At 71.0% G+C, this 20,259-nt stretch carries 21 protein-coding genes; 10 read left to right on the top strand and 11 right to left on the bottom strand.

Going from position 1 to position 20,259, the window contains the following annotated elements; all coding sequences use genetic code 11:
* The first annotated feature begins 26 nt into the window (after positions 1-26).
* Positions 27-671, top strand: coding sequence for an HAD family hydrolase (locus tag ACOMG5_RS07320; RefSeq protein ID WP_420343140.1), 645 nt, complete (start codon positions 27-29; stop codon positions 669-671).
* Positions 672-700: 29 nt separating this feature from the next.
* Positions 701-1,573 carry a phosphoserine phosphatase SerB gene (gene serB, locus ACOMG5_RS07315; RefSeq protein WP_420343139.1) on the top strand — a complete coding sequence of 291 codons (873 nt, stop codon included), beginning with the start codon at positions 701-703 and terminating at the stop codon, positions 1,571-1,573.
* Here serB and nagA read toward each other — a convergent pair.
* Both nagA and ACOMG5_RS07305 read right to left on the bottom strand, forming a co-directional pair.
* Positions 1,549-2,664 (bottom strand): N-acetylglucosamine-6-phosphate deacetylase, encoded by a 1,116-nt coding sequence (gene nagA, locus ACOMG5_RS07310; protein WP_420343138.1) that lies wholly within the window; start codon positions 2,662-2,664, stop codon positions 1,549-1,551. The genes serB and nagA overlap by 25 nt on opposite strands.
* The gene (locus ACOMG5_RS07305) at positions 2,649-3,464 is read right to left on the bottom strand and encodes a BadF/BadG/BcrA/BcrD ATPase family protein (RefSeq protein ID WP_420343137.1); all 816 of its coding nucleotides are present in this window, start codon (positions 3,462-3,464) and stop codon (positions 2,649-2,651) included. The genes nagA and ACOMG5_RS07305 overlap by 16 nt, the downstream gene beginning before the upstream one ends.
* A gap of 191 nt (positions 3,465-3,655) precedes the next feature.
* Here ACOMG5_RS07305 and ACOMG5_RS07300 point away from each other — a divergent pair, with 191 nt between their 5' ends.
* The 3 genes from ACOMG5_RS07300 to ACOMG5_RS07290 all read left to right on the top strand — a co-directional run bounded on the left by ACOMG5_RS07300 (position 3,656) and on the right by ACOMG5_RS07290 (position 5,400).
* Positions 3,656-4,270, top strand: a complete 615-nt coding sequence (locus tag ACOMG5_RS07300; RefSeq protein WP_420343136.1) for a hypothetical protein — start codon at positions 3,656-3,658, stop codon at positions 4,268-4,270.
* A 74-nt stretch (positions 4,271-4,344) separates the two neighbouring features.
* A complete protein-coding gene (locus tag ACOMG5_RS07295) occupies positions 4,345-5,064 on the top strand; it encodes a DUF6478 family protein (protein WP_420343135.1) in 720 nt (239 codons plus the stop codon).
* Between the two features lie 9 nt (positions 5,065-5,073).
* Positions 5,074-5,400, top strand: a complete 327-nt coding sequence (locus ACOMG5_RS07290; protein ID WP_420343134.1) for a hypothetical protein — start codon at positions 5,074-5,076, stop codon at positions 5,398-5,400.
* Here the strand turns inward: ACOMG5_RS07290 and ACOMG5_RS07285 are convergent.
* On the bottom strand, positions 5,397-7,394 hold the full coding sequence (locus tag ACOMG5_RS07285) for an FAD-dependent oxidoreductase (RefSeq protein WP_420343133.1): 1,998 nt from the start codon (positions 7,392-7,394) through the stop codon (positions 5,397-5,399). The genes ACOMG5_RS07290 and ACOMG5_RS07285 overlap by 4 nt on opposite strands.
* Positions 7,395-7,673: 279 nt before the next feature.
* On the opposite strand from ACOMG5_RS07285, the gene ACOMG5_RS07280 reads away from it, so the two are divergent.
* From ACOMG5_RS07280 to ACOMG5_RS07265, 4 genes are all read left to right on the top strand, one after another.
* Complete coding sequence (locus ACOMG5_RS07280; RefSeq protein WP_420343132.1) at positions 7,674-8,717, top strand: methionine ABC transporter ATP-binding protein; 1,044 nt, start codon at positions 7,674-7,676, stop codon at positions 8,715-8,717.
* The gene (locus tag ACOMG5_RS07275) at positions 8,707-9,381 is read left to right on the top strand and encodes a methionine ABC transporter permease (protein ID WP_420343131.1); all 675 of its coding nucleotides are present in this window, start codon (positions 8,707-8,709) and stop codon (positions 9,379-9,381) included. Before ACOMG5_RS07280 ends, ACOMG5_RS07275 begins: the two co-directional genes overlap by 11 nt.
* A gap of 21 nt (positions 9,382-9,402) precedes the next feature.
* Positions 9,403-10,179, top strand: a complete 777-nt coding sequence (locus ACOMG5_RS07270; protein ID WP_420343130.1) for a MetQ/NlpA family ABC transporter substrate-binding protein — start codon at positions 9,403-9,405, stop codon at positions 10,177-10,179.
* 78 nt (positions 10,180-10,257) lie between these two features.
* Entirely contained in the window at positions 10,258-11,301 is a 1,044-nt protein-coding gene (locus tag ACOMG5_RS07265; protein WP_420343129.1) for a phosphotransferase, read from the top strand.
* Here ACOMG5_RS07265 and ACOMG5_RS07260 read toward each other — a convergent pair.
* Genes ACOMG5_RS07260 through ACOMG5_RS07250 form a run of 3 tightly spaced genes read right to left on the bottom strand, consistent with a single transcriptional unit; the run spans position 11,264 to position 16,071 of the window.
* On the bottom strand, positions 11,264-12,367 hold the full coding sequence (locus tag ACOMG5_RS07260) for an ABC transporter permease (protein WP_420343128.1): 1,104 nt from the start codon (positions 12,365-12,367) through the stop codon (positions 11,264-11,266). The genes ACOMG5_RS07265 and ACOMG5_RS07260 overlap by 38 nt on opposite strands.
* 1 nt (position 12,368) lies before the next feature.
* A complete protein-coding gene (gene rbbA, locus ACOMG5_RS07255) occupies positions 12,369-15,047 on the bottom strand; it encodes a ribosome-associated ATPase/putative transporter RbbA (RefSeq protein WP_420343127.1) in 2,679 nt (892 codons plus the stop codon).
* A gap of 1 nt (position 15,048) precedes the next feature.
* The gene (locus ACOMG5_RS07250) at positions 15,049-16,071 is read right to left on the bottom strand and encodes an HlyD family secretion protein (RefSeq protein WP_420343126.1); all 1,023 of its coding nucleotides are present in this window, start codon (positions 16,069-16,071) and stop codon (positions 15,049-15,051) included.
* 145 nt (positions 16,072-16,216) lie between these two features.
* On the opposite strand from ACOMG5_RS07250, the gene ACOMG5_RS07245 reads away from it, so the two are divergent.
* Positions 16,217-17,269 (top strand): AI-2E family transporter, encoded by a 1,053-nt coding sequence (locus ACOMG5_RS07245; RefSeq protein ID WP_420343125.1) that lies wholly within the window; start codon positions 16,217-16,219, stop codon positions 17,267-17,269.
* Between the two features lie 233 nt (positions 17,270-17,502).
* Here the strand turns inward: ACOMG5_RS07245 and ACOMG5_RS07240 are convergent, their stop codons facing one another.
* The 5 genes from ACOMG5_RS07240 to ACOMG5_RS07220 all read right to left on the bottom strand — a co-directional run bounded on the left by ACOMG5_RS07240 (position 17,503) and on the right by ACOMG5_RS07220 (position 20,256).
* Positions 17,503-17,928 (bottom strand): hypothetical protein, encoded by a 426-nt coding sequence (locus tag ACOMG5_RS07240; RefSeq protein WP_420343124.1) that lies wholly within the window; start codon positions 17,926-17,928, stop codon positions 17,503-17,505.
* A 20-nt stretch (positions 17,929-17,948) separates the two neighbouring features.
* Positions 17,949-18,293: a hypothetical protein gene (locus ACOMG5_RS07235; RefSeq protein WP_420343123.1), complete on the bottom strand. Its 345-nt coding sequence runs from the start codon at positions 18,291-18,293 to the stop codon at positions 17,949-17,951.
* Positions 18,294-18,419: 126 nt separating this feature from the next.
* The gene (locus ACOMG5_RS07230; protein ID WP_420343122.1) at positions 18,420-19,133 is read right to left on the bottom strand and encodes an adenosylcobinamide-GDP ribazoletransferase; all 714 of its coding nucleotides are present in this window, start codon (positions 19,131-19,133) and stop codon (positions 18,420-18,422) included.
* Positions 19,130-20,137, bottom strand: coding sequence for a nicotinate-nucleotide--dimethylbenzimidazole phosphoribosyltransferase (gene cobT, locus ACOMG5_RS07225; protein ID WP_420343121.1), 1,008 nt, complete (start codon positions 20,135-20,137; stop codon positions 19,130-19,132). The genes ACOMG5_RS07230 and cobT overlap by 4 nt, the downstream gene beginning before the upstream one ends.
* Positions 20,134-20,256 carry a bifunctional adenosylcobinamide kinase/adenosylcobinamide-phosphate guanylyltransferase gene (locus ACOMG5_RS07220; RefSeq protein WP_420343201.1) on the bottom strand — a complete coding sequence of 41 codons (123 nt, stop codon included), beginning with the start codon at positions 20,254-20,256 and terminating at the stop codon, positions 20,134-20,136. Before ACOMG5_RS07220 ends, cobT begins: the two co-directional genes overlap by 4 nt.
* Positions 20,257-20,259 lie beyond the last annotated feature (3 nt).

Below are 20,259 nucleotides of genomic sequence, written 5' to 3'. Positions count from 1 at the left end.
CTGCCGCCAGCAGGAAAGGACGCCGCATGACCGAGACAGCCATCGCCGGTATCGCCTGGGACGTGGATGGCACGCTGGTAGATAGCGAGCCCACCCATCACCAAGGCATGATCGAGGTCTGCCTCGCTCTCGGGATCGACCTGCGCCGCGATCCGCCCGAGCGCTTTCTCGGCATGAACCAGGATGCGATCTGGGCCGTGCTCGCGCCGCAGATGCCCGCAGGCATCACCCGCGAGGCCTGGAAAACCCGGCTGCAGGACCGCTTCATCGCTGCCGTCGGCGAAGTGCCGACCATGCCCGGCGCGCGCGCGGCGATGGAGGCCTTTGCCGAAGCCGGCATCGCGCAGGTGGCGGTGTCGAATTCGGGGCGGCGGGTGATGGATGCCTGCCTGCGCGCGGGCGGGTTCGACCGCTTCCTGCGCGGCACGGTGAGCTTCGACGATGTCACCCTCGGCAAGCCCGATCCGGAGCCCTACCGCAAGGGTCTTGCGCTCCTCGGGCTTGCGCCGCGGCAGGTGATGGCGGTGGAGGATTCGGGCACCGGCGCGCGGGCGGCGCGCGCGGCGGGGCTGCGGCTTGCGGCGCTCGGCGCGGCGCAGTCGGTCGGCGGCCATGCGATCGGCTCGCTGCACGAGCTGCCGCCGCTGGTGCTGCGGGGCGATCTGCGCTAAGGCGGCGCAAACAACCCTGCGGAGCGCTCATGTACGTCGTCACCCTGCTCGCCGACCCGAAGGCGCCGAACCTGGACCGCGTCACCGTGGAGGCGCTGCGCGACGCCTGGGGCGGCGGCGGCGTGCGCTGGCTGAACTATGGCATCGCCGCGGAATTCCCGCTGCAGGCCCTGCCCGCGAACCGCTGGGAGGTCTGGGAAGGGCTGCAGGGCATCGGCATCGACAGCCTGATCCAGCCCGCCGAGGGGCGGCGCAAGCGGATGCTGCTGGCCGATATGGACAGCACCATGATCCAGCAGGAATGCATCGACGAGCTGGCCGATGTGGCGGGCGTCGGCGCGCGGGTGAAGGAAATCACCGCCCGCGCGATGAACGGCGAGCTGGATTTCGAAGGCGCGCTGACCGAGCGCGTGGGCCTCTTGAAGGGCCTGCCGGAGACGGTAATCCGGCAGGTGATCGACGAGCGCCTCACCTTCATGCCGGGCGGCGCCGAGCTGTTGCGCACGATGAAGGCGAACGGTGCCTATTGCGCGCTGGTTTCGGGCGGCTTCACCGCCTTCACCGGCTATGTGGCGCAGGCGCTTGGCTTCGATGAGAACCGCGCCAATGTGCTGCTGATCGAGGATGGCCGCCTGACCGGCGTGCCCTCGCGCCCGATCCTCGGACGCGAGGCCAAGGTGCAGGCCTTCCACGAGATTTCCGCGCGGCTCGGGCTCCGCCCCGAGGAGGTGATGGCGGTGGGCGATGGCGCGAACGATCTCGGCATGCTGCATCTGGCCGGGGCCGGGGTGGCGCTGCATGCCAAGCCCGCCGTGGCCGCGCAATGCGACATCCGCATCAACCATGGCGATCTGACCGCGCTGCTGTACATGCAGGGCTACGCGGCCGAAGATTTCTCCTGACCGCGCTGCCAGACCCGGGTCAGCCGCCAGTCATCGTCGAAATGCACGAGATCGGCGGGCAGGCCCGGCGCGATCTCCGCCCGGTGCCCGATCAGCGCCGCCGGGCGTGAGGAGGCCATCGCCAGCGCCACCTCCGGTGCCACACCGAGCCCGATGAGGGTGCGCACTGCCTGCGGCAGGCTCAGATCCGCCCCGGCGAGCGTGCCGTTCTCCAGCCGCAGCGCGCCGTCCCGGCGCAGGATCCGCCGCCCGGCCAGCGGGAATTCGGCCAGATCCGTGCCGGCCACGGCCATCGCATCGCTCACCAGATAGATCCGCTCCCCCGCGAGCCGCAGCGCGAGGCGCATCACCTCGGGCGCCACATGGACCCCGTCGGCAATCAGCCCCGCCGCCACCGGCAGGCTCAGCGCCGCGCCCACCATCCCGGGCTCGCGCGCGCCGAGCTGGCTCATCGCGTTGAACAGGTGGGTCACGCCGCGCGCGCCCGCCGCCACCGCCGCCGCCGCTTCGGCCATGCTTGCCTCCGCATGCCCGAGCGAGACGAAAATCCCCGCCGCCGCCAGCCGCCCGATCTGCTCCGGCGTGGCGGCCGCGGGCGCCAGCGTGAGCATCAGCGCGGGCAGGCCGGTGCGCGCCTCCAGCAGGGTCTCCATATCGGCCTCGTCTATCGGGCGGATATGGCCGGGCGGGTGGCAGCCAGGGCGCCGCGGGTCGATATGCGGCCCCTCCAGATGCAGGCCCAGAAAGCCCGGCACCCGGGTGACGGCCGCGATCCCGGCCGCCAGCGCGGTTTGCGTCGCGGCCCGGCTGTCGGTGATCAGCGTGGGCAGAAGCCCGGTGGTGCCGAGGCGGGCATGGGCGGCGCAGATCGTGGCGATCCGCTCCACCGTGGCATCGCCATCCAGCATGATGCCGCCGCCGCCATTCACCTGCAGGTCGATCAGCCCGGGCGCCAGAACGCCGCCGCCGAGGTCCAGCCGCCGCCCCGCGCCGGGCGCCACGAAGCGCCCGCCCTGAAGCGCCACATCGCCGGTGACGAAGCGGCTGCCGTCGAACACCCGCGCGCCGGTCAGGATCAGGGGGTCTTCCATGTCGCCTCCTCGCGCGCGAGCGCCAATGCCCCGTCGAGGGCGGTGCCCTGCGGCGCGCGCCGGGGCCAGTCTGGCAGGGCGAGCTGCGCGCCGAGCCCGCCGAGCCAGGTCACCGGCAGGGCGGCCCCGGGCTGCAAAAGCGTGATCGCGGCGCGGACCTCGGCCTCGGCCTCGGCGCGCACGGCCTGCGCGGCCGGATCGTCCTGCAGTGCGCGGGGCGCATGGCGGGCCCAGTCGGCGGGCGTCGCGCGCAGCGAAAAGGCCACGATCCCGGCCGGGCCGCCCAGTTCGCGGGCAAGCTCCGCCAGAAGCGGCGTCAGTGGCACGAAGCCGTCGAGGCCGCGCGTCACCCGCGCCAGCAGCCGCTGCCCGATCCAGGCGCCCGACGCCTCGTCGCCGAGCCGCAGCCCCCAGCCGCCGATGGCGCGCACCTGCCCGCCCAGCTGCCGGGCAAAGACGGAGCCGGTGCCGATCGCGGCCACGATCCCGTCCGCGGGCCCGAGCGCGCCGCGCACCGACGTCGTCACGTCCTGCACCACCCGCGCCTCGAAGGGCAGCTCCGCCGCCAGCCGCTCCGCCGCGCCGGACAGGTTCGCGCCCGCAAGGCCCAGCACCGCGCGCACCGGCCCGCGCCCGGCCACCACCTCCGCCGCCACCTGCCGCAGCGCCCGCAGCGCGCCGTCGTAATCCGAGGCGATGTTTGCAGGGCCGCCTTCGGCGCGCGCGAGGATCCGGCCCTCCGCATCGGCCAGCGCCGCGCGGCAGCCGGTGCCGCCGCCATCGATCCCCAGATAGAACATCGCGCCCTCCGTTTCGGCGCGACCATGCCCCGGGACCGGCGGCAGGGCAAGGGCGACGCGCAGCAGGGCTGGGACCACAAGCCAACGTCGCGATGGTGAACGCAGCCCGCCCCGCCTCGACGCACGCGAAGTTGCGCCGAGGCCCGGCCGCAAGGCTTGCCCGAAGGGCGCCCGGGCTCTATTGGGGCGGCATGATCCGCATGCGTCTCCATATCTGCCTGGCCGTGCTGAGCCTCGCGCTTGCCGCCTGCGTCGCGCCAGGGGGGGGCACCGACCGGGTGCGCATCCTGGGTGGCACGATGACCATCGCCGCGCCGCAGGGCTATTGCGTCGATCCGGGCTCGCGGCGCGATACCGGCGGCGGCGCCTTCGTGCTGTTCGGAAGCTGCGCCGCGATCAGCGGCGATCCCTCGGCCGCAAAGCCGCCCTATCCCGCGATGCTGAGCGCCACCGTCGGCCCGACCACGCCCGAGCCCCTGCGCGAGACCTTCCCGGGCTTCGAGAAATTCTTCCAGTCCAGCGCCGGGCGCGCGGCGCTGGCCCGCTCCGGCGCGCCGCAGGACGTGGCGATCCTGCGCGTGGTGCGCAGCGACGGGCTCCTGCTGCTGAAGATCCGCGACCGCTCGCGCCAGCAGGGCACCCCGGTGAGCGAGACCTACTGGCGCGCCATCACCGGCCTCGGCGGGCGCATCACCGCGCTTTCGGTGCTGCCCCTGCGCGGGGCGCGGCTGAGCGATGCGCAGCAGATCCGTCTCCTGCACGACTTCGACGCGGCGATCCGCGCCGCGAACCGCACCGGCCTCTGAGCGCGCGAGGGCCTTCATTTCGGCCCGAAACTGTGCTTGGTCAGGGGGCCGGCGCGGGGCCGGGAGGATGCGGCATGGCGATGGGCGCGGGCATGATGGGGCAGTGGCTGCGGCGCCAGGCGCAGGCCCATTGGGCGCGCCTCGCCGCCAATGCTGCGCCCCCGGGCGCGGCCGATCTGGCCGAGGCCCACGCCCTGCGCGCCGATCTGGAGCGGCTCCTGCGCCGGGCGGAGGCACAGCAGCTGCGCGCCACGCGCCCGCTGCCGCTTGGGTGCGACTGGGCCTGGCGCCCCGATCCCTGGCTGCGCCGGATGCAGCCACCGGGCTTGGCCCAGCCCACCGCGGGCGCGGCGCTCGCGCCCGGGGTGCGCGTGTTTCACGATGCGGGGCGGGCGGAATGCACGGTGCGGCAGCTGCCGGGGCCGGATTTCGGCCTGGCGCTGGAGGCCTATGGCTTCGATGGCGGCTTCCTGTCGCTCTCCTTCGATCTGCCGCCGGAGGCGGTGGCGGGGCTCGGGCATACGCATGTGCTGGTGGTGCAGCTGGCGCTGGAGGCCGAGCGCCCGGCGCAGCTGTTTTGCCGGCTGAACCTGCGCCACGGGCCGAATACGGAGCAGATGCTGCGCTCCGTCGCCCCCGATACGCAGCGCGCCGAATTCGACCTCGCCTATGCCGCCTTCAACGACCGGCGGCTGGAGCAGGGCTGGCTCGACGTGATCGTGGAAGCGCCGCGGATGACGGCGGTGGTACTGCGCGACATGGTGCTCTTGCGCCATCCGCGCGCGGATATTTAGGGGGTAGTCATGCTGCAATCGTCGCGCGTGCACGAAGGCGTGTGGGAGGGGCACTGGCAGGGGGACCTGCCTGCGCTGACGGTCCTGCATGCGGGCCGGCCGCTGCCGGGGCTGAGCGTGCAGGCGCTGGAGGAGGGCTGGGCGCTGCGCCTGCCGATCCCGGTGGCGCTTCTGTCCGAGGGCGTGCAGGCCTTCGTGATCCGCTCCGGCCCGGAGGTGGTGGGCGGCTTCGCCATCGGCGCGGGCGCGGTCCTCGATGAGGACCTGCGCGCCGAGGTGGCCCTGCTGCGCGCGGAGCTGGAGCTCCTGAAGCAGGTGGTGCGCCGCCTCGGCTAGAGCCGCGCGCCGAGCCGCACCCCCTGATCGATCGCGCGCTTCGCATCGAGCTCGCCCGCCACATCGGCGCCCCCGATCACATGCGCCCCCGGCAGATCCGCCAGCCCCCGCTCCGAAACCTGGCCCGCGCAGAGCACCACCGTATCGGCCGCGATCAGCTCCGGCCGCTCCCGCCCTGGCCCATGGGAAATCCGCACGCCCGCGGCGGTGATCTCCTCGTAATTCACGCCGCCCAGCATGCGCACCCCCTTCGCCGCCAGCGCTGCGCGGTGGATCCAGCCGGTGGTGCGGCCCAGATGGCGCCCGGGCTTCTCGGGCTTGCGTTGCAGGAGCGTCACCTGGCGGGCGGGCGGGGCGGGCTGCGGCCGGGCAATGCCGCCCGGTGTCCGCGCCGGATCGCCCACCCCCCATTCGCGCGCCCATTCGGCTGGGTCGAGCGTCGGGCTCTCCGTCACCGTCAGGAATTCCGCCACATCGAAGCCGATGCCGCCCGCGCCGATGATCGCCACCCGCGGCCCGGCTTCGACCCGGCCGGTGAGGATATCGATATAGCTCACCGCGCGCGCCTCGCCGGGGATGCCGGGGCTGCGCGGGCGCACGCCGGTGGCCACCACCACCGCATCCTGCCCCGCCAGCATCTCCGCAGTGGCCTCTGTCCCGAGCCGCAGCACCACCCCCCGGCGCGCGAGCATCACCCCGAACCAGTCGGTCAGCCCGTGGAACTCCTCCTTGCCCGGGATCCGGCGCGCCATCGTCAGCTGGCCGCCGATCTCGGCCGCGCGGTCATAGAGCGTCACCCGGTGCCCGCGCCCGGCCGCGGTGATCGCGGCGGCCATGCCCGCAGGCCCCGCGCCCACCACGGCCACGCGCTTCGGCGCGGCGGCGGGGGAGAGGATCAGCTCGGTCTCGTGCCCCGCGCGCGGGTTCACCAGGCAGGAGGAGACCTTGCCCGCGAAAGTATGATCGAGGCAGGCCTGGTTGCAGGCGATGCAGGGCGCGATCTCCTCGGCGCGGCCCTCAGCGGCCTTGCGCACGAACTCCGCATCGGCCAGGAACGGCCGCGCCATCGAGACCATATCGGCCTCACCGCGCGCGAGGATGCCTTCGGCCACCTCCGGCCGGTTGATCCGGTTGGAGGCGATGACCGGGATCCCCACCTCCGGGCGCAGCCGTGCGGTGAGCCAGGTGAAGGCCGCCCGCGGGACCGATGTGGCAATCGTGGGCACCCGCGCCTCGTGCCAGCCGATGCCGGTGTTGAGCATGCTCGCCCCGGCCGCCTCCAGCGCACGCGCGAGCGTCACCACCTCGGCCCAGGTGGAGCCGTCGGGCACCAGGTCGATCAGCGAAATCCGGAAGATCACGATGAAATCCGCCCCGACCGCCGCCCGCACCCGGCGCATCACCTCCAGCGCCAGCCGCATCCGGTTCTCGTAGCTGCCGCCCCAGCGGTCCGCGCGCCGGTTCACATGGCGGGCGAGGAACTGGTTCAGCAGGTAACCCTCCGATCCCATCACCTCCACCCCGTCATAGCCCGCCTCGCGGGCACGGGCGGCGGCGGTCGCGATATCGGCGATCTGCTTTTCGATCCCGGCCTCATCGAGCGCCCGCGGCGCGAAGGGCGAGATCGGCGATTTCACCGCCGAGGCGGAGACGCAATCCGCGCCATAGGCATAGCGCCCCGCATGCAGGATCTGCATCGCGATCCGCCCGCCCGCCGCGCGCACCCGCGCCGTCACCAGCCGGTGGTTGGCCATGTCTTCGGGGCCAAAGAGCCCCGCCGCGCCCGGGAATACGCCGCCCTCGCGGTTCGGCGCCATGCCCCCCGTCACCATCAGCCCGACGCCCCCGCGCGCGCGCTCGGCATAGAATTCGGCGACCCGGTTCCAGTCGCCGTGCTCTTCGAGATTGGTATGCATCGAGCCCATCAGGACCCGGTTCGGCAGCACCACATGCCCGAGGTCGAGCGGCTGCAACAGATGCGGATAGGCGCTCATGGTCCTCCCTCCATTCGCTGGCGCGCAGAGTGACGCGCAGGGCAGCTTTCGTCACCCCCTACGCTGCGTCACCGCAAAAAGAACCCCGGTCCGGCCTGCGCCACCGCCGCCGAACAGCCGTTGCCCGCCATGGCCGGGGTGGGACGTTTGGCCCACGCCTGCGCCGGATTTCCGAACGCCATTTGCCCCGGGGCGGGCGGGAATCGGCCTGCGGCTCTTGCATTTGGGGCGATTCTGGGGCTACCGGGCAGGGTTGCATTCTTGACCAGAAAGTCAGCCATGACCGAGACCGGCGCCGCGATCAGCTTCGACAGGGTGGGCAAGTCCTTCACGAAGAAGGGCGTGGCCACGCTGGCGCTGGAGGATGTGAGCCTCTCGGTCGCGCCCGGCGCGATCATGGGGATCATCGGGCGCTCCGGGGCGGGCAAATCCACCCTGCTGCGGATGGTGAACGGGCTTGAGCGGCCGAGCACGGGGCGGGTTCTCGTCGGCGGGCGCGATGTGGGGGCCGCGCGCGGGGCGGCGCTGCGCGAGATCCGCCGCGATGTCGGCATGATCTTCCAGCATTTCAACCTGCTCGCCTCGCGTACCGTGTACGAGAACATTGCCCTGCCCCTGGAAATCGCCGGGATCGCCCCGATCCGGCCGCGGGTGGAGGAGCTGATCGAGCGTGTCGGCCTCAGCGCGCACCGCGACCGCTATCCGGCCGAGCTTTCGGGCGGGCAGAAGCAGCGGGTGGGCATCGCCCGGGCGCTGGCGACGCAGCCGAAGGTGCTCCTGTCCGATGAGGCCACCTCCGCGCTCGATCCCGAAACCACGCGCACGGTGCTGGCGCTGCTCGCGGAAATCAACCGCGACCTTGGCCTCACCATCCTGCTCATCACCCATGAAATGGCGGTGGTGCGCGATATCGCGACCCATATGGCGGTGATCGACGGCGGTCGTATCGTCGAGGCCGGCGCCACCTACGATATCTTCAGCCGCCCCACACACCCGACGACGCGCAGCTTCCTCGGCGGCGTCACCGGGCTCACGCTGCCCGCCTTCATCGCGGGCCAGCTGCAGGCCGAGCGCCCGGAGGTGGAAGCGCAGGAGGTGATCCGCGTCACCTTCGCGGGCAACCATGCCACCGATCCGATGCTCTCGCTGCTGACCTCGGAGCTGGGGATCCCGGTCAATATCCTCGCCGGCGCGATCGAGGAGGTCGGCCCGCATCCCTTCGGCAACCTGATCATCGCCGTGGATGCGGCGCAGGCCGAGGCCGCGCGCGCCTATCTCGAACGTCACGGGCTGCTCACGGAGGTGCTGGGCTATGTCGGCTAACCTGATAAACCTGCTGATCTCCTCCACCGGCCAGACGCTGTATATGGTGGCCATTTCGGCGCTGCTCGGCACGGTGCTGGGCCTGCCGCTCGGCGTGTTCCTCGCCACCTCGCAGCGCGGAGAGCTGCTCAGCGCGCCGGTGGTGAACAAGCTTCTGGGCCTCGTGGTCAATGCCACCCGCTCGGTCCCGTTCATCATCCTCGTCGTCGCGATCATCCCCTTCACCCGCGCGCTCGCGGGCACCTCCATCGGTACCACGGCGGCAATCGTGCCGCTCACGCTGGCCGCGGTGCCCTTCATCGCGCGGCTGGTGGAAAATGCGATCCGCGAGGTCGATGCCGGGCTGATCGAGGCCGCCCGCGCCATGGGCGCGACGCCGCTGCAGATCATCCGCAAGGTGCTGGTGCCCGAGGCGCTGCCCGGGATCACGCTCGGCCTCACGCTCGCGGTGGTGAGCCTCATCGGCTATTCGGCCATGGTCGGTGCGGTGGGCGGCGAGGGGCTGGGCGATCTCGGCATCCGCTATGGCTATCAGCGCTTCATGCCCGAAGTGATGGCGGCGGTGGTGGTGATCCTGATCGTGCTGGTGCAGCTCGTGCAGAGCTTCGGCGAATGGATCGCGGCCCGGGTCGACAAACGCGCGCCCAAGGGCCGCGGGAACTGATTTCAACCAAGGAGTAGTGCAATGCTGCGTCTCATCCCCCTGGCCGCTTCGCTGGCGCTGATCGCCGGCATGGCCACCGCCGAGGACATCAAGGTCGGTGTCTCGCCGGGCGAGCATGCCGAGATCATGGAAGAGGTGGCCAAGGTCGCCGCGCCGAAGGGCCTGAATATCAAGGTCGTGGAATTCTCGGATTACGTCGTGCCGAACCAGGCGCTGGCCGATGGCGACATCGAGGCGAATTCGTTCCAGCACAAGCCCTATCTGGACAACCAGATGAAGGACCGCGGCTTCGATCTCGCCGTGGTGGGCACCACGATCACCACCCCGATGGGCGTCTATTCCGACAAGATCAAATCGCTCGACGCGCTGAAGAGCGGCGATACCGTGGGCATCCCGAATGACCCGACCAATGGCGGCCGCGCGCTTCTGGTGCTGCAGCAGCTGGGCGAGATCAAGGTCGATGCGGGCGCCGGGCTGAAACCCACCGTGCTCGACATCACCGAGAACCCGAAGGACCTGAAGTTCCGCGAGCTGGATGCCGCGCAGCTGCCGCGCTCGCTCGCCGATCTGACGGCCGCGCTGATCAACACGAACTATGCCATCGCCTCGGGCCTGAACCCGAAGACCGATGCGATTGCGATGGAAAGCGCCGAGAACCCCTATGTGAACGTCATCGTCGTGAAGAACGGCGATCAGGACAAGCCCTGGGTGAAGCAGCTGGTCGAGAGCTACCATTCGCCCGAGGTGAAGAAGTTCATCGAGGACAAGTACCACGGCACCGTCCTGACCTCCTGGTGAGCCACGTTGACGCCCCCGCCCGGGGGCGTTAGCACTTTCCCGTCCCCGGGCACGCCGCCCGGGCCCGGGAGGCGGCGCATGGACCTGCAGGACCCGCTCGAGAGCCCTCCGCCGCCCGTTACCGAGGCCGAGGCGGAGGCGCTGCTGCGCGCATATTGGGGGCTCACGGGCCGGGCCAGTGTGATCGCCTGCGAGCGCGATGCGAATTTCCGCGTGGCGGGCACGCCCGGCCATGTGCTGAAAATCTCCAACCCCGCCGAGCCGGCCCAGGACACGAATTTCCAGACCGAGGCGCTGCTCTGGGTGGCGGCGCAGGATCCGGCGCTGCCGGTGCCGCGGGTGATCGCGGCGCTGGACGGGCGCTATGAGGTCGCGGTTCCGCTGTCCGACGGGCGCCGGGCGGTGGCGCGGGTGCTGGGCTGGGTCGCGGGCGCGCCGCTTGCGCGCGCGGGCTTCGCGCCGGGGATGGCGGAGGATATCGGCTCCGTTCTGGCCCGGCTGGGCTGCGCGCTGCGCGGCTTTGCCCATCCGGCCGCGGGCCACCGCCTGCAATGGGATATCCGCCACGCGCTCGACCTGCGCCCGATGCTGGTGCCGGGGCAGGAGGATCTCGCGGCGGAGCTCGACGGCTTTGCCGCGCGGGTGGCGCCCGTGCTGCCGGGGCTGCGCCGGCAGGTGGTGCACAACGACATGAACCACCACAATATCGTCGTGGATCCGGCCGATCCGGGCCGCATCGCCGGGGTGTTGGATTTCGGCGATATGGTCGAGACCGCGCTCATCTGCGATGTGGCCGTCGCCGCGGCCTATCTCATCACCCACGATCCGGATCCGGTGGCCCCGGTCGCGCGGATGGTGGCGGCCTATCACCGGATCACGCCGCTCCTGCCTGCGGAAACCGCACTCCTGCGCGACCTGATCGTGGCGCGGCTGGTGACATCCATCGTGATTTCGGAGACCCGGGCGCGGCGCTATCCCGGCAATGCGGCCTATATCCTGCGCAACACTCCGGCCATGCGCGATGCGATGGCGCGCTTCGCAGCCCTGCCGCGCGCGGAGGTGACGGCCCGGATCGAGGCCGCCCTCAGCCCGACAGCACCCTGCGGAACCGCATCAGCGTGATCGCGAAGGTCGCCGCCGCCATCACCGCCATCGCCAGCATCTGATCCCAGACCAGCGCCAGCCCGGAGCCGCGATACAGCACCGATTGCGCGAATTTCACGAAATGCGGCGACGGGCTGACCAGCGCCATCGCCCCGCGCAGCAGCGCGGGCTGCGATTCCACCGGGGTCATGCCGCCCGACAGCAGCATCATCACGATCATCACCGGGATCACCAGAAGCCCGAACTGCCCCATGGACTGGCAGAAGGTGGAGAGCATCAGCCCGATCGAGGCCACCGCCACCACATAGATCGCCGTCCCCGCCACGAACAGCAGCAGCGAGCCCGCCACCGGCACCCCGAGCGCCCATTGCACCACCAGGTGCAGCGAGACCACCGCGGCGGTGAGGATCACCGCGCCATTTGCCAGGATCTTCGACAGCACGATCTGATGCGGGCGCACCGGCATCACCAGCACATGCTCGATCGTGCCATGCTCGCGCTCGCGGATCAGCGAGGCGCCAGACAGGATCAGCGTCAGGATGGTGATCGAATTCATCAGCTGCATCACAGACATGAACCATTTCGAGGTCAGGTTCGGGTTGAAGCGGCTGATCGTCACCACATCCACCGGCGCCGTCGTCGCCGCATCGAAATAGCGGCTCACTTCCTCGGCCAGCAGTTGCTGCAGGAAGGCCGCGCCATTGCCCGCCTGCGCCACCGCCGTCGCGTCGATATCGAGCGCGATCACCGCCTGCTTGCCCTGCCGGATGTCCTCCTCCATCCGCGGCGGGAAGCTCGCAATGAGGATATAGCGCCCGTCGCTCAGCGCCTGCCCGGCCTCATTGGGGCTCAGCTGCACCGGCGGGCGGAACATCGGCGGCTGGATCGCATCGGTGAGCCGCTGCGACAGCGGGCTTCTGTCCTCGTCCACCACCGCGATGGCCAGATGGTCGACATCGGTCGAGATCGCATCCGAGACCATATAGGTCGCCACGGTGAAGACATAGGCCGTCAGCACCAGCATCACCACGTCGCGCGCGATGGCGCGCAGCTCCTTCACCGTGAGCCGCAGGATCGTGCGCATCTCAGGCCTCCTGCTTGCGCAGCAGCAGCGCCGCCAGCACCAGATAGACCAGCGCGAACCCCGCCAGCACCAGCGCATGGCCCGCCACATCGGGCCAGTGGAAGCCCTTCACGAAGGTCCCCGAGACCACCGGCTGATACCAGGCGCCCGGAAACGCCTGCCCGACCAGCCGCCCGCCCGCATTCAGCGACGAGACCGGCACGATCAGCCCGGCGAAGTTTACCGTCGGGATCACGTTCAGCACCGCCGTGGCAAAGACCGCCGCCACCTGCGTGCGCGTGAACGAAGACATCAGCTGCCCGATGCCGGTGGTGGCCGTCACATAAAGCAGCGTCACCCCGGCCAGCGCCGCCAGAGAACCGGTGAACGGCACCCCGAACAGCGTGAGCCCGAGCCCGAACAGGATCCAGAATTCGACAAAGGCGATCAGGATATAGGGCAGCTGCTTGCCCACCAGGAATTCCACCCGGGTGATCGGGGTGGCGCGGAAATTGGCGATGGTGCCGGTCTCCTTCTCGCGCACCACCCCCACCGCCGCCATGATCGCGGGCACCAGCACCAGGATCAGCATGATCACCGAGGGCACCATGGCATTGGCGCTCTTGAACGCCTGGTTGAAGCGGAACCGGCTCTCGATCGCGATCGGCGCGCTCTGGGCGGAGAGGCTCTGGCCATACTGGCTCAGCAGGCCCACCGCATAGCCGCGCACCGTCTCTGCCCGGAACGGCATCGAGCCATCGAGCCAGAGCGCCACCTCCGGCACCTTGCCCTGATGCAGGGCCTTGCCGAACCCTTCCGGGATTTCGAGCGCAAGCGTCAGCCCGCCGCGGCCCATGCGCCGGTCCATGTCGGCGGGGCTGTCCAGAGGCGCCTGCGCCTCGAACTGCCGGATCGCGGAGAACTGCTCGCCCAGCTGCCGGCTCTCCGCGGACTGGTCCTGATCGAGCACGGCAAAGCTCAGGCTGTCCACGTCAAACGAGATGCCATAGCCCACCGTGATCAGCAGGATCACCGGCCCGAGGAAGGCAAAGAACATCCGGATCGGGTCGCGCACCAGCTCGAGCGATTCGCGCCAGCTGTAGGCCCAGAGCCGGATCAGCGCCTGCGCCAGCCGCCCCGAAGGCCGCGCCGCCTCGAAGCCCTGCGTTTCGGCCAGCGGCGCTTCTGCGCCGATCTCGTCCTGCAGATAGGCGATGAACGCATCCTCCAGCCGCGCGGTCCCCCGCGCCGCCGTCAGCTCTTCGGGCGTGCCCACCGCCAGCACCCGCCCCGCATGCATCAGCGAGATCCGGTCGCAGCGCGCCGCCTCGTTCATGAAATGGGTGGAGATGAAGATCGTCACGCCCTTGTCGCGGCTGAGCTCGATCAGCTTGCGCCAGAAGGCATCGCGCGCCACCGGATCCACCCCGGAGGTCGGCTCGTCGAGGATCAGGATCCGCGGCTCGTGGATGGTCGCGACCGCGAGCTGCAGCCGCTGCTTGATCCCGAGCGGCAGGCTCTCCGGCATCTGCCCGGCCACATGGCCGAGCTCGTAATCCTGAAGCACTGCCTCCGCCCGCTCCGGCGCCACGCCATAAAGCTTCGCATGCAACTCCAGGTTCTGCCGCACGGTCAGCTCGGTATAGAGCGAAAACGCCTGCGACATGTAGCCGATGCGCAGCCGCGCCTGCATGTCGGAGGCGCCAAGCCGCTCGCCAAAGAGCCGGGTCTCGCCCTCGCTGGGCTCCAGCAGGCCGGTCAGCATCTTCATCGTGGTGGATTTGCCGCAGCCGTTGGAGCCGAGGAAGCCGAAAATCTCCCCCTCCGGGATCTCGAAGCTCACATCCTCCACCGCGGTGAAGCTGCCGAAGCGCTTCGTCAGGTGATGCGCCTCGATTGCAGGCGCGCTGCCGCGGTCGGGGCGCGGCGGCAGCACCACCGCGCTGTGCCCCGCCCGGGCCGCCTCCGGCAGAAGGGCGATGAATGCATCATCGAGCGTCGCCTTCCCGGTCTGCGCGAGCAGCGTCGCGGGCGCGCCTTCGGCAATCACCCGGCCGTCGTCCATTGCGGCCAGCCAGTCGAACCGCTCCGCCTCGTCCATATAGGCGGTGGCGGTGATCACGCTCATCCCCGGCATCCGCGCGCGGATATGGCCGATCAGCTCCCAGAACTGCCGCCGCGAGAGCGGATCGACCCCGGTCGTCGGCTCATCGAGGATCAGCAGGTCCGGGTCATGGATCAGCGCGCAGCACAGGCCGAGCTTCTGCTTCATCCCGCCCGAGAGCTTCCCCGCCGGCCGGTCCGGGAACGGGGCGAGGCCGGTGGCCTGCAACAGCATCTCGATCCGGGCCGCGCGCTCCGCGGCGCCCTGGCCGAACAGCCGGCCGAAGAAATCCAGGTTCTCGCGCACGCTCAGCGTCGGATAGAGGTTCCGCCCGAGGCCCTGCGGCATATAGGCGATGCGCGGCTGGGTCGCGGCCCGCGCCGCCGCCGCGCCCATATCGGCGCCAAGCGCGCGCACCGTGCCCGTTTGGCCCCGCCGCACCCCGGCAACCAGCGCGAGCAACGTGGATTTGCCCACCCCGTCCGGCCCGATCAGCCCGGCCATGCACCCGGCCGGGATCCGCAGCGTCACCTCGCGCAGCGCCGCGGTGGCGCCGTAGCGGTGGCTCACGCCGGTCAGATCGGCTGCGAACTCCATCTCACTGCGGCAGTTTCACGGCCAGATGCGCAGGCCATTCGGCGGCCGGGTTGCGCCGCACATAGCCCATGCCGCGCACGCCGACCTTCACATATTTCTCGAATTTCTCCAGCAATTCCGGCGGGATCCGCAGCTTCACCCGAAACACGAGCTGCGCGCGCTCCTCCTGTGTCTCCACGCTCTTGGGGGTGAACTGCGCCTGCGGCGAGATGAAGGTCACCGTCGCCGGGATCACGAATTGCGGCACCGGGTCCAGGATCAGCCGCGCCGCATCATCGGCCGCCAGCATGCCCACCACATCGGCGGGCAGATAGAGGTTCATGTAGACGTCGCTCAGGTCCAGCAGGGTCACGATCGGCGTGCCCGCGGCCAGTACCTCGCCGGGTTCGTGCAGCCGGTACTGCACCCGCCCGCGGATCGGCGCGGTCACGGTCAGGTCCTCCAGCGCGACCTTGACCTCCTCCTCCTGCGCCTGTGCCGCGGCAATCAGCGCATCGCCATTGCTCACCTGCGCCTGCGCCGAGGCGAGCGAGGCCTTCGCCCCCTGCAGCGCATTGGTGGCATCGTCCAGCACCGATTGCGCGGCATGGCCCTCTGCGTTCAGCTTCGCGGTGCGGTCATGGCTCGTCTGCGCCACCGAAAGCGCGCTCTGCGCCTGCATCACCGCGGCCTGGGCCTGCTCCTTCGCGGCCTTCGCCTGCAGCACGGCGGCCTGCGCCGCCAGCAGCTTCGCCTGCACGTCGCGGTCGTCGATCCGCGCAATCACATCGCCGGGCGCGACGGTCTGCCCCTCGGCCACCAGCACCTGCGTCAGCCGCCCGGCATATTTCGCCGCCACATCGACCGACTGCGCCTCGATCCGGCCATTCGACGCGGCGATGCCGTCATCGTGGCTGCGCAGCCCCATCCGGGTCAGCAGCCCGTCGATCACCCCTTCGGCCGCCGCAGGCATTCCCGCCGCGCCGAAGCCCGCCACGGCCACCGCCGCCGCCAGGCAGGCGTACCGAACCGTCTGAGGGATCATCGCATCCTCCGTTCACTCTCGCCCGACGCTGCGGCGAAAGCCGCGCCCTGTCAATGTGATGCCGCGTCGCAGCGCGGCGTTTCGGGCTTCGATGCGCGCGCGCGCCGCGCTATGCTCCGCCCGAGCGATCCGCCGGGGGCCCCGCATGACCATCCCATCCGAACATACGCGCAGCTTCACCGTGCTGATCTGGGCGGTGAGCCTCGCCATGATCTGGCTGATGCTGCCCTATTACGGGCCGATCCTCTGGGCGATGATCCTGGCGATCCTGTTCCGGCCGCTGCATGTGCGGCTGACCGCGCTGCTGGGCAACCGCCGCTCGCTCGCGGCCTTTTTCAGCGTGCTCATCTGCATCTGCCTCGTGGTGCTGCCGGGCTCGCTGATCCTGGGCGCGATGGCGCGGCAGGCGGGGGAGGTCTATGCCAGCATCGGCCGGCGCGAATTCGATCCGGCCGGGATGCTCGACCGGATCCGCCTCGCGCTGCCGCTGCGGCTCCAGGATGCGCTGGCCGCGCTCAACCTCGGCGATTTCGCCGAGATCCAGACCCGCGTGACCGATTTCCTGCAAACGGCGATGCAGTCGCTCGCGAAGCGGGTCTATTTCGTGGGCCAGGGCACGGCGCAGTTCTTCATCGGCACCGGGGTGATGCTCTATCTGCTGTTCTTCCTGTTCCGCGACGGCGCCCGGATCGCCGGTACGATCCGCCGCGCGAGCCCGCTGAGCAACGAACACACCGACCGGCTGATCCGCACCTTCGTTTCGGTGGTGAAGGCGACGGTGAAGGGCAACCTGATCATCGCGCTGATCCAGGGCAGCATCGGCGGCCTCGCCTTCTGGGCGCTCGGGATGAAGGCCGCGCTGCTCTGGGGGGTGGTGATGACGGTGCTGTCGCTGCTGCCTGCGGTGGGGGCGGGGCTGGTCTGGGCGCCGGTGGCGATCTACCTGCTCATCGCGGGGGACTGGTTCCGCGGCGTCGCGCTGATGCTGGTGGGGGTTTTCGTGATCAGCCTGATCGACAATCTGCTGCGCCCGTCGCTCGTCGGCAAAGATACGCGGCTGCCGGATTACGTCGTCCTGATCTCCACGCTGGGCGGGCTCGCCGGGATCGGCATCAACGGCTTCGTCCTCGGCCCCCTGATCGCGGCGCTGTTCTTCGCAGTCTGGACCCTGCGCATCCACGACCGCGAAGCGGGCTGAGCGCAGGCAAACGCGCCCCGAAGGCTGGTCCCGCGCCGGTGGTATTCCTGAGGATCGGGCCTGAGCGCCGGCCCGAGACTTGTGCCTTAGAGCTGGGCGCGCCGCCCCAAGACACGCGGCAGGTGCAGGCCAGGGCGCCGCGAGGCCGGCGAGCCTTCTGCGCCCGGAGCCCCCACGCGCCACGAATCCCCGCCCCGGTTCGGGCCTCAGGTTCGGGCCCCCGAATTCCGGCCTCAGTCGCCCCGGCGCAGGAGCCGGCGCAGCAGGTTGAACAGGCTCAGCCCGGTCAGCACGCTGCGGGTCAGGCCATCGGCGCGCATGCCGAGCCCGTTTACCGCCAGCACCGCCTTTTGCTTCGCCTCGGCCTCCATCAGATCGAGCGCCTTCAGCTCAGGCGAGGCCGGTTCGCGCAGCGCCAGCACGCCGAAGATCAGCGCGATGAGCAGATAGCCCCCGCCCACCGCCGCCGTGGCGCCGAGCTCGCCGAGCCGCGGCAGGAGCGCCAGATACACCACCCGCGTGCCGAACCCCGCCGCCACCAGCGCCGCCGCCGCCGCGATCAGCCCCGCCAGCACGCGCCGCAGCGCCAGCTGCAGCAGCACCCTGCGCCTGAGCAGCGCGATGCGCGCATAGATCCGCGCGGATTCGACTGTGGTCATCCGGTCCTCCTGCCGTCCGTTCAGCGCATCTTGCGCCCGAGAGACAGGCCGAGCGCCAGCCCGAAGCCAAGCGCGGTGAGCGCGGTCAGCGTCGGATATTTGGCGGGCACGCGCTCGAGCTCACTGCCCACCTGCGTCAGCGTGCCGCTGAGCGACTGGCGCAGCGCGGTCAGGTGATCGGGATCGGTCGCCTCCGTCACCGCCTGTTTCGCGGCGCGCACGCGCTTTTCCACCCGGTCCAGCCCCTCGGTCACCTTGGCCTGCACGGCCTCGGCGCCCTTGCGCACCGTTTCGGAAACCTTCTCCTCGGCCTCGGGGGTGTCGAGTTCGCCCCGCAGCTGTCTGATTTCGTCCTTGAGACCCATCGGCTTTCTCCCATGCTCGCGTTGCGGTCGGGCGCCCAGATGAAGCGCCGGATTTTCCTCCGGGGCAAGCCGATTCCCGGCGCACCCAGAAAGCAACGCGGGCCGGGCGCCCGGGGTTCCCCGGGCTCAGCCTGCCTGTGCCAGAGCGATCAGCAGCGCGATCTCCGCCAGCTGCTGCCCCGCGCCCAGCACGTCGCCGGTCTGCCCGCCGATCTTGCGCCGCGCGATCAGCGCCAGCGCCGCCACCCCGGCCGCGGCCGCGGCCAGCGCACACAGCCCCCCCCGAAGCCACAGCAGCGGCCCGAGCCCGATCAGCGCCGCGCCCGCCAGCCGCCCCGCGCCCACCGCGCGCGCGGCATGGCCCATGCCATCCGTCCGCGCGGGCGCCAGCACCGCCATCAGCACCACCGGCGCCACCCGGCTCGCCACCGCCGCCACCAGCAGCGCGAGCGGCCCGGCCAGCATCGCCGCCTGCCAGCGCAGCCCGATGGCCAGGATCAGCGCCAGCGTGCCATAGGAGCCGATCCGCGAATCGCGCATGATTTCCAGCCGTCGCGCGCGCTCCCGCCCGCCCCAGAAGCCATCGGCCACATCGGCCAGCCCGTCCTCGTGCAGCGCGCCGGTCAGCGCCACCATCGCCGCCACCGCGAACCCCGCCGCCAGCGGCCCGGGCAGGCCCGAGGCCAGGAGCGCCGCGCCCGCCAGCCCCGGCAGCAGCCCCGCCAGCGGGAAGGCCCAGGCCGCCGCCGCCACCGTAGGCGCCTGCGCCATCCGCCCCGCGGGCACCCGGGTGAGCAGCATCACCGCCAGCTGGAGTTCGGCCAGCCGCGCCCGGATCATGCCTCGCTGACCCCGGCCTCGCCGAAGGTGGCCATGCCGTTGTGGCATTCCAGCGCCGCGCGCAGGATCCCGAGCGCCAGCGCCGCGCCCGAGCCTTCGCCCAGCCGCATGTCGAAGGCCAGGACCGGCTGCTTCTTCAGCGCCTCCAGCAGCCGCCGGTGCCCCGGCTCCGCCGACACATGGCCCACCAGGCAATGATCGAGCAGCCGCGGATCGGCCGCATACAGGGGGGCCGCCGCCGCGGTGCAGATGAAGCCGTCGAGGATCACCGGAATGCGGTGGCTGCGCGCCGCCAGCACCGCGCCGCAGATCGCCGCCTGCTCGCGCCCGCCGAGCGCCGCCAGCACCTGCATGGGACGAAGCCCGCGGTGCCGCGCGAGCCCCCGCTCGATGGCCGAGACCTTGCGCGCGAGCCCCTCCGCATCGGAGCCGGTGCCGGGGCCGACCCAGTCCGGCACCGCCCCCCCGAACAGCGCCGCCGCCAGCGCCGCGGCAATGGTGGAATTGCCGATCCCCATCTCGCCCAGCACCAGCACATCGGCGCCCGGGTCCACCGCCGCCGCGCCGCGGGCCATGGCCTCCAGTGTCTCCGCTTCGGTCATTGCCGGGCCTTCGGTGAAATCCGCCGTCGGACGGTCCAGCTCCAGCGCCACCACCGAAAGCGCCGCGCCATTCACCCGGCAGAGCTGGTTGATGGAGGCTCCGCCCGCCTCGAAATTCGCCACCATCTGCGCCGTCACCGCCTGCGGATAGGGGTTTACCCCCTGCGCGCAGATGCCATGATTGCCCGCAAACACCACCGCCTGCGCGCGCCCGATGCGCGGGCGCGGATCGGCGCGCCAGGCCGCCATGAACAGCGCCAGCTCCTCCAGCCGCCCGAGCGAGCCCGGCGGCTTCGTCAGGCTGTCCTGGCGCCGGGCGGCGGCGGCGCGCGCCTCCGCATCGGCTTCGGGCAGGCTGTCGGCCAGCGCGGGAATGGCTGCAAGGGATTGGAAGTCCATCATTTCACCTTCATCGGCAGGCCCGCGACGGCGAGGATCACCTCATCCGCCGTCGCCGCGACCCATTGGTTGAGAAGCCCCGCCGCATCGCGGAACGCGCGGGCGAGCGGATTGTCGGGCACGAT

It is taken from the genome of Paenirhodobacter sp. (assembly GCF_041916475.1).
Lineage (GTDB): Bacteria > Pseudomonadota > Alphaproteobacteria > Rhodobacterales > Rhodobacteraceae > Rhodobacter.
Note: the sequence above shows the minus strand (reverse complement) of the source record. Positions and strands in the feature narration are given on the sequence as shown.

What these genes read in the sequence shown, in the direction of transcription:
- ACOMG5_RS07320 (WP_420343140.1), top strand. Translation starts at nt 27, where the DNA reads ATGACCGAGACAGCCATCGCCGGTATCGCCTGGGACGTGGATGGCACG.
- serB (WP_420343139.1), top strand. Translation starts at nt 701, where the DNA reads ATGTACGTCGTCACCCTGCTCGCCGACCCGAAGGCGCCGAACCTGGAC.
- nagA (WP_420343138.1), bottom strand. Translation starts at nt 2,664, where the DNA reads ATGGAAGACCCCCTGATCCTGACCGGCGCGCGGGTGTTCGACGGCAGC.
- ACOMG5_RS07305 (WP_420343137.1), bottom strand. Translation starts at nt 3,464, where the DNA reads ATGTTCTATCTGGGGATCGATGGCGGCGGCACCGGCTGCCGCGCGGCG.
- ACOMG5_RS07300 (WP_420343136.1), top strand. Translation starts at nt 3,656, where the DNA reads ATGATCCGCATGCGTCTCCATATCTGCCTGGCCGTGCTGAGCCTCGCG.
- ACOMG5_RS07295 (WP_420343135.1), top strand. Translation starts at nt 4,345, where the DNA reads ATGGCGATGGGCGCGGGCATGATGGGGCAGTGGCTGCGGCGCCAGGCG.
- ACOMG5_RS07290 (WP_420343134.1), top strand. Translation starts at nt 5,074, where the DNA reads ATGCTGCAATCGTCGCGCGTGCACGAAGGCGTGTGGGAGGGGCACTGG.
- ACOMG5_RS07285 (WP_420343133.1), bottom strand. Translation starts at nt 7,394, where the DNA reads ATGAGCGCCTATCCGCATCTGTTGCAGCCGCTCGACCTCGGGCATGTG.
- ACOMG5_RS07280 (WP_420343132.1), top strand. Translation starts at nt 7,674, where the DNA reads ATGACCGAGACCGGCGCCGCGATCAGCTTCGACAGGGTGGGCAAGTCC.
- ACOMG5_RS07275 (WP_420343131.1), top strand. Translation starts at nt 8,707, where the DNA reads ATGTCGGCTAACCTGATAAACCTGCTGATCTCCTCCACCGGCCAGACG.
- ACOMG5_RS07270 (WP_420343130.1), top strand. Translation starts at nt 9,403, where the DNA reads ATGCTGCGTCTCATCCCCCTGGCCGCTTCGCTGGCGCTGATCGCCGGC.
- ACOMG5_RS07265 (WP_420343129.1), top strand. Translation starts at nt 10,258, where the DNA reads ATGGACCTGCAGGACCCGCTCGAGAGCCCTCCGCCGCCCGTTACCGAG.
- ACOMG5_RS07260 (WP_420343128.1), bottom strand. Translation starts at nt 12,367, where the DNA reads ATGCGCACGATCCTGCGGCTCACGGTGAAGGAGCTGCGCGCCATCGCG.
- rbbA (WP_420343127.1), bottom strand. Translation starts at nt 15,047, where the DNA reads ATGGAGTTCGCAGCCGATCTGACCGGCGTGAGCCACCGCTACGGCGCC.
- ACOMG5_RS07250 (WP_420343126.1), bottom strand. Translation starts at nt 16,071, where the DNA reads ATGATCCCTCAGACGGTTCGGTACGCCTGCCTGGCGGCGGCGGTGGCC.
- ACOMG5_RS07245 (WP_420343125.1), top strand. Translation starts at nt 16,217, where the DNA reads ATGACCATCCCATCCGAACATACGCGCAGCTTCACCGTGCTGATCTGG.
- ACOMG5_RS07240 (WP_420343124.1), bottom strand. Translation starts at nt 17,928, where the DNA reads ATGACCACAGTCGAATCCGCGCGGATCTATGCGCGCATCGCGCTGCTC.
- ACOMG5_RS07235 (WP_420343123.1), bottom strand. Translation starts at nt 18,293, where the DNA reads ATGGGTCTCAAGGACGAAATCAGACAGCTGCGGGGCGAACTCGACACC.
- ACOMG5_RS07230 (WP_420343122.1), bottom strand. Translation starts at nt 19,133, where the DNA reads ATGATCCGGGCGCGGCTGGCCGAACTCCAGCTGGCGGTGATGCTGCTC.
- cobT (WP_420343121.1), bottom strand. Translation starts at nt 20,137, where the DNA reads ATGATGGACTTCCAATCCCTTGCAGCCATTCCCGCGCTGGCCGACAGC.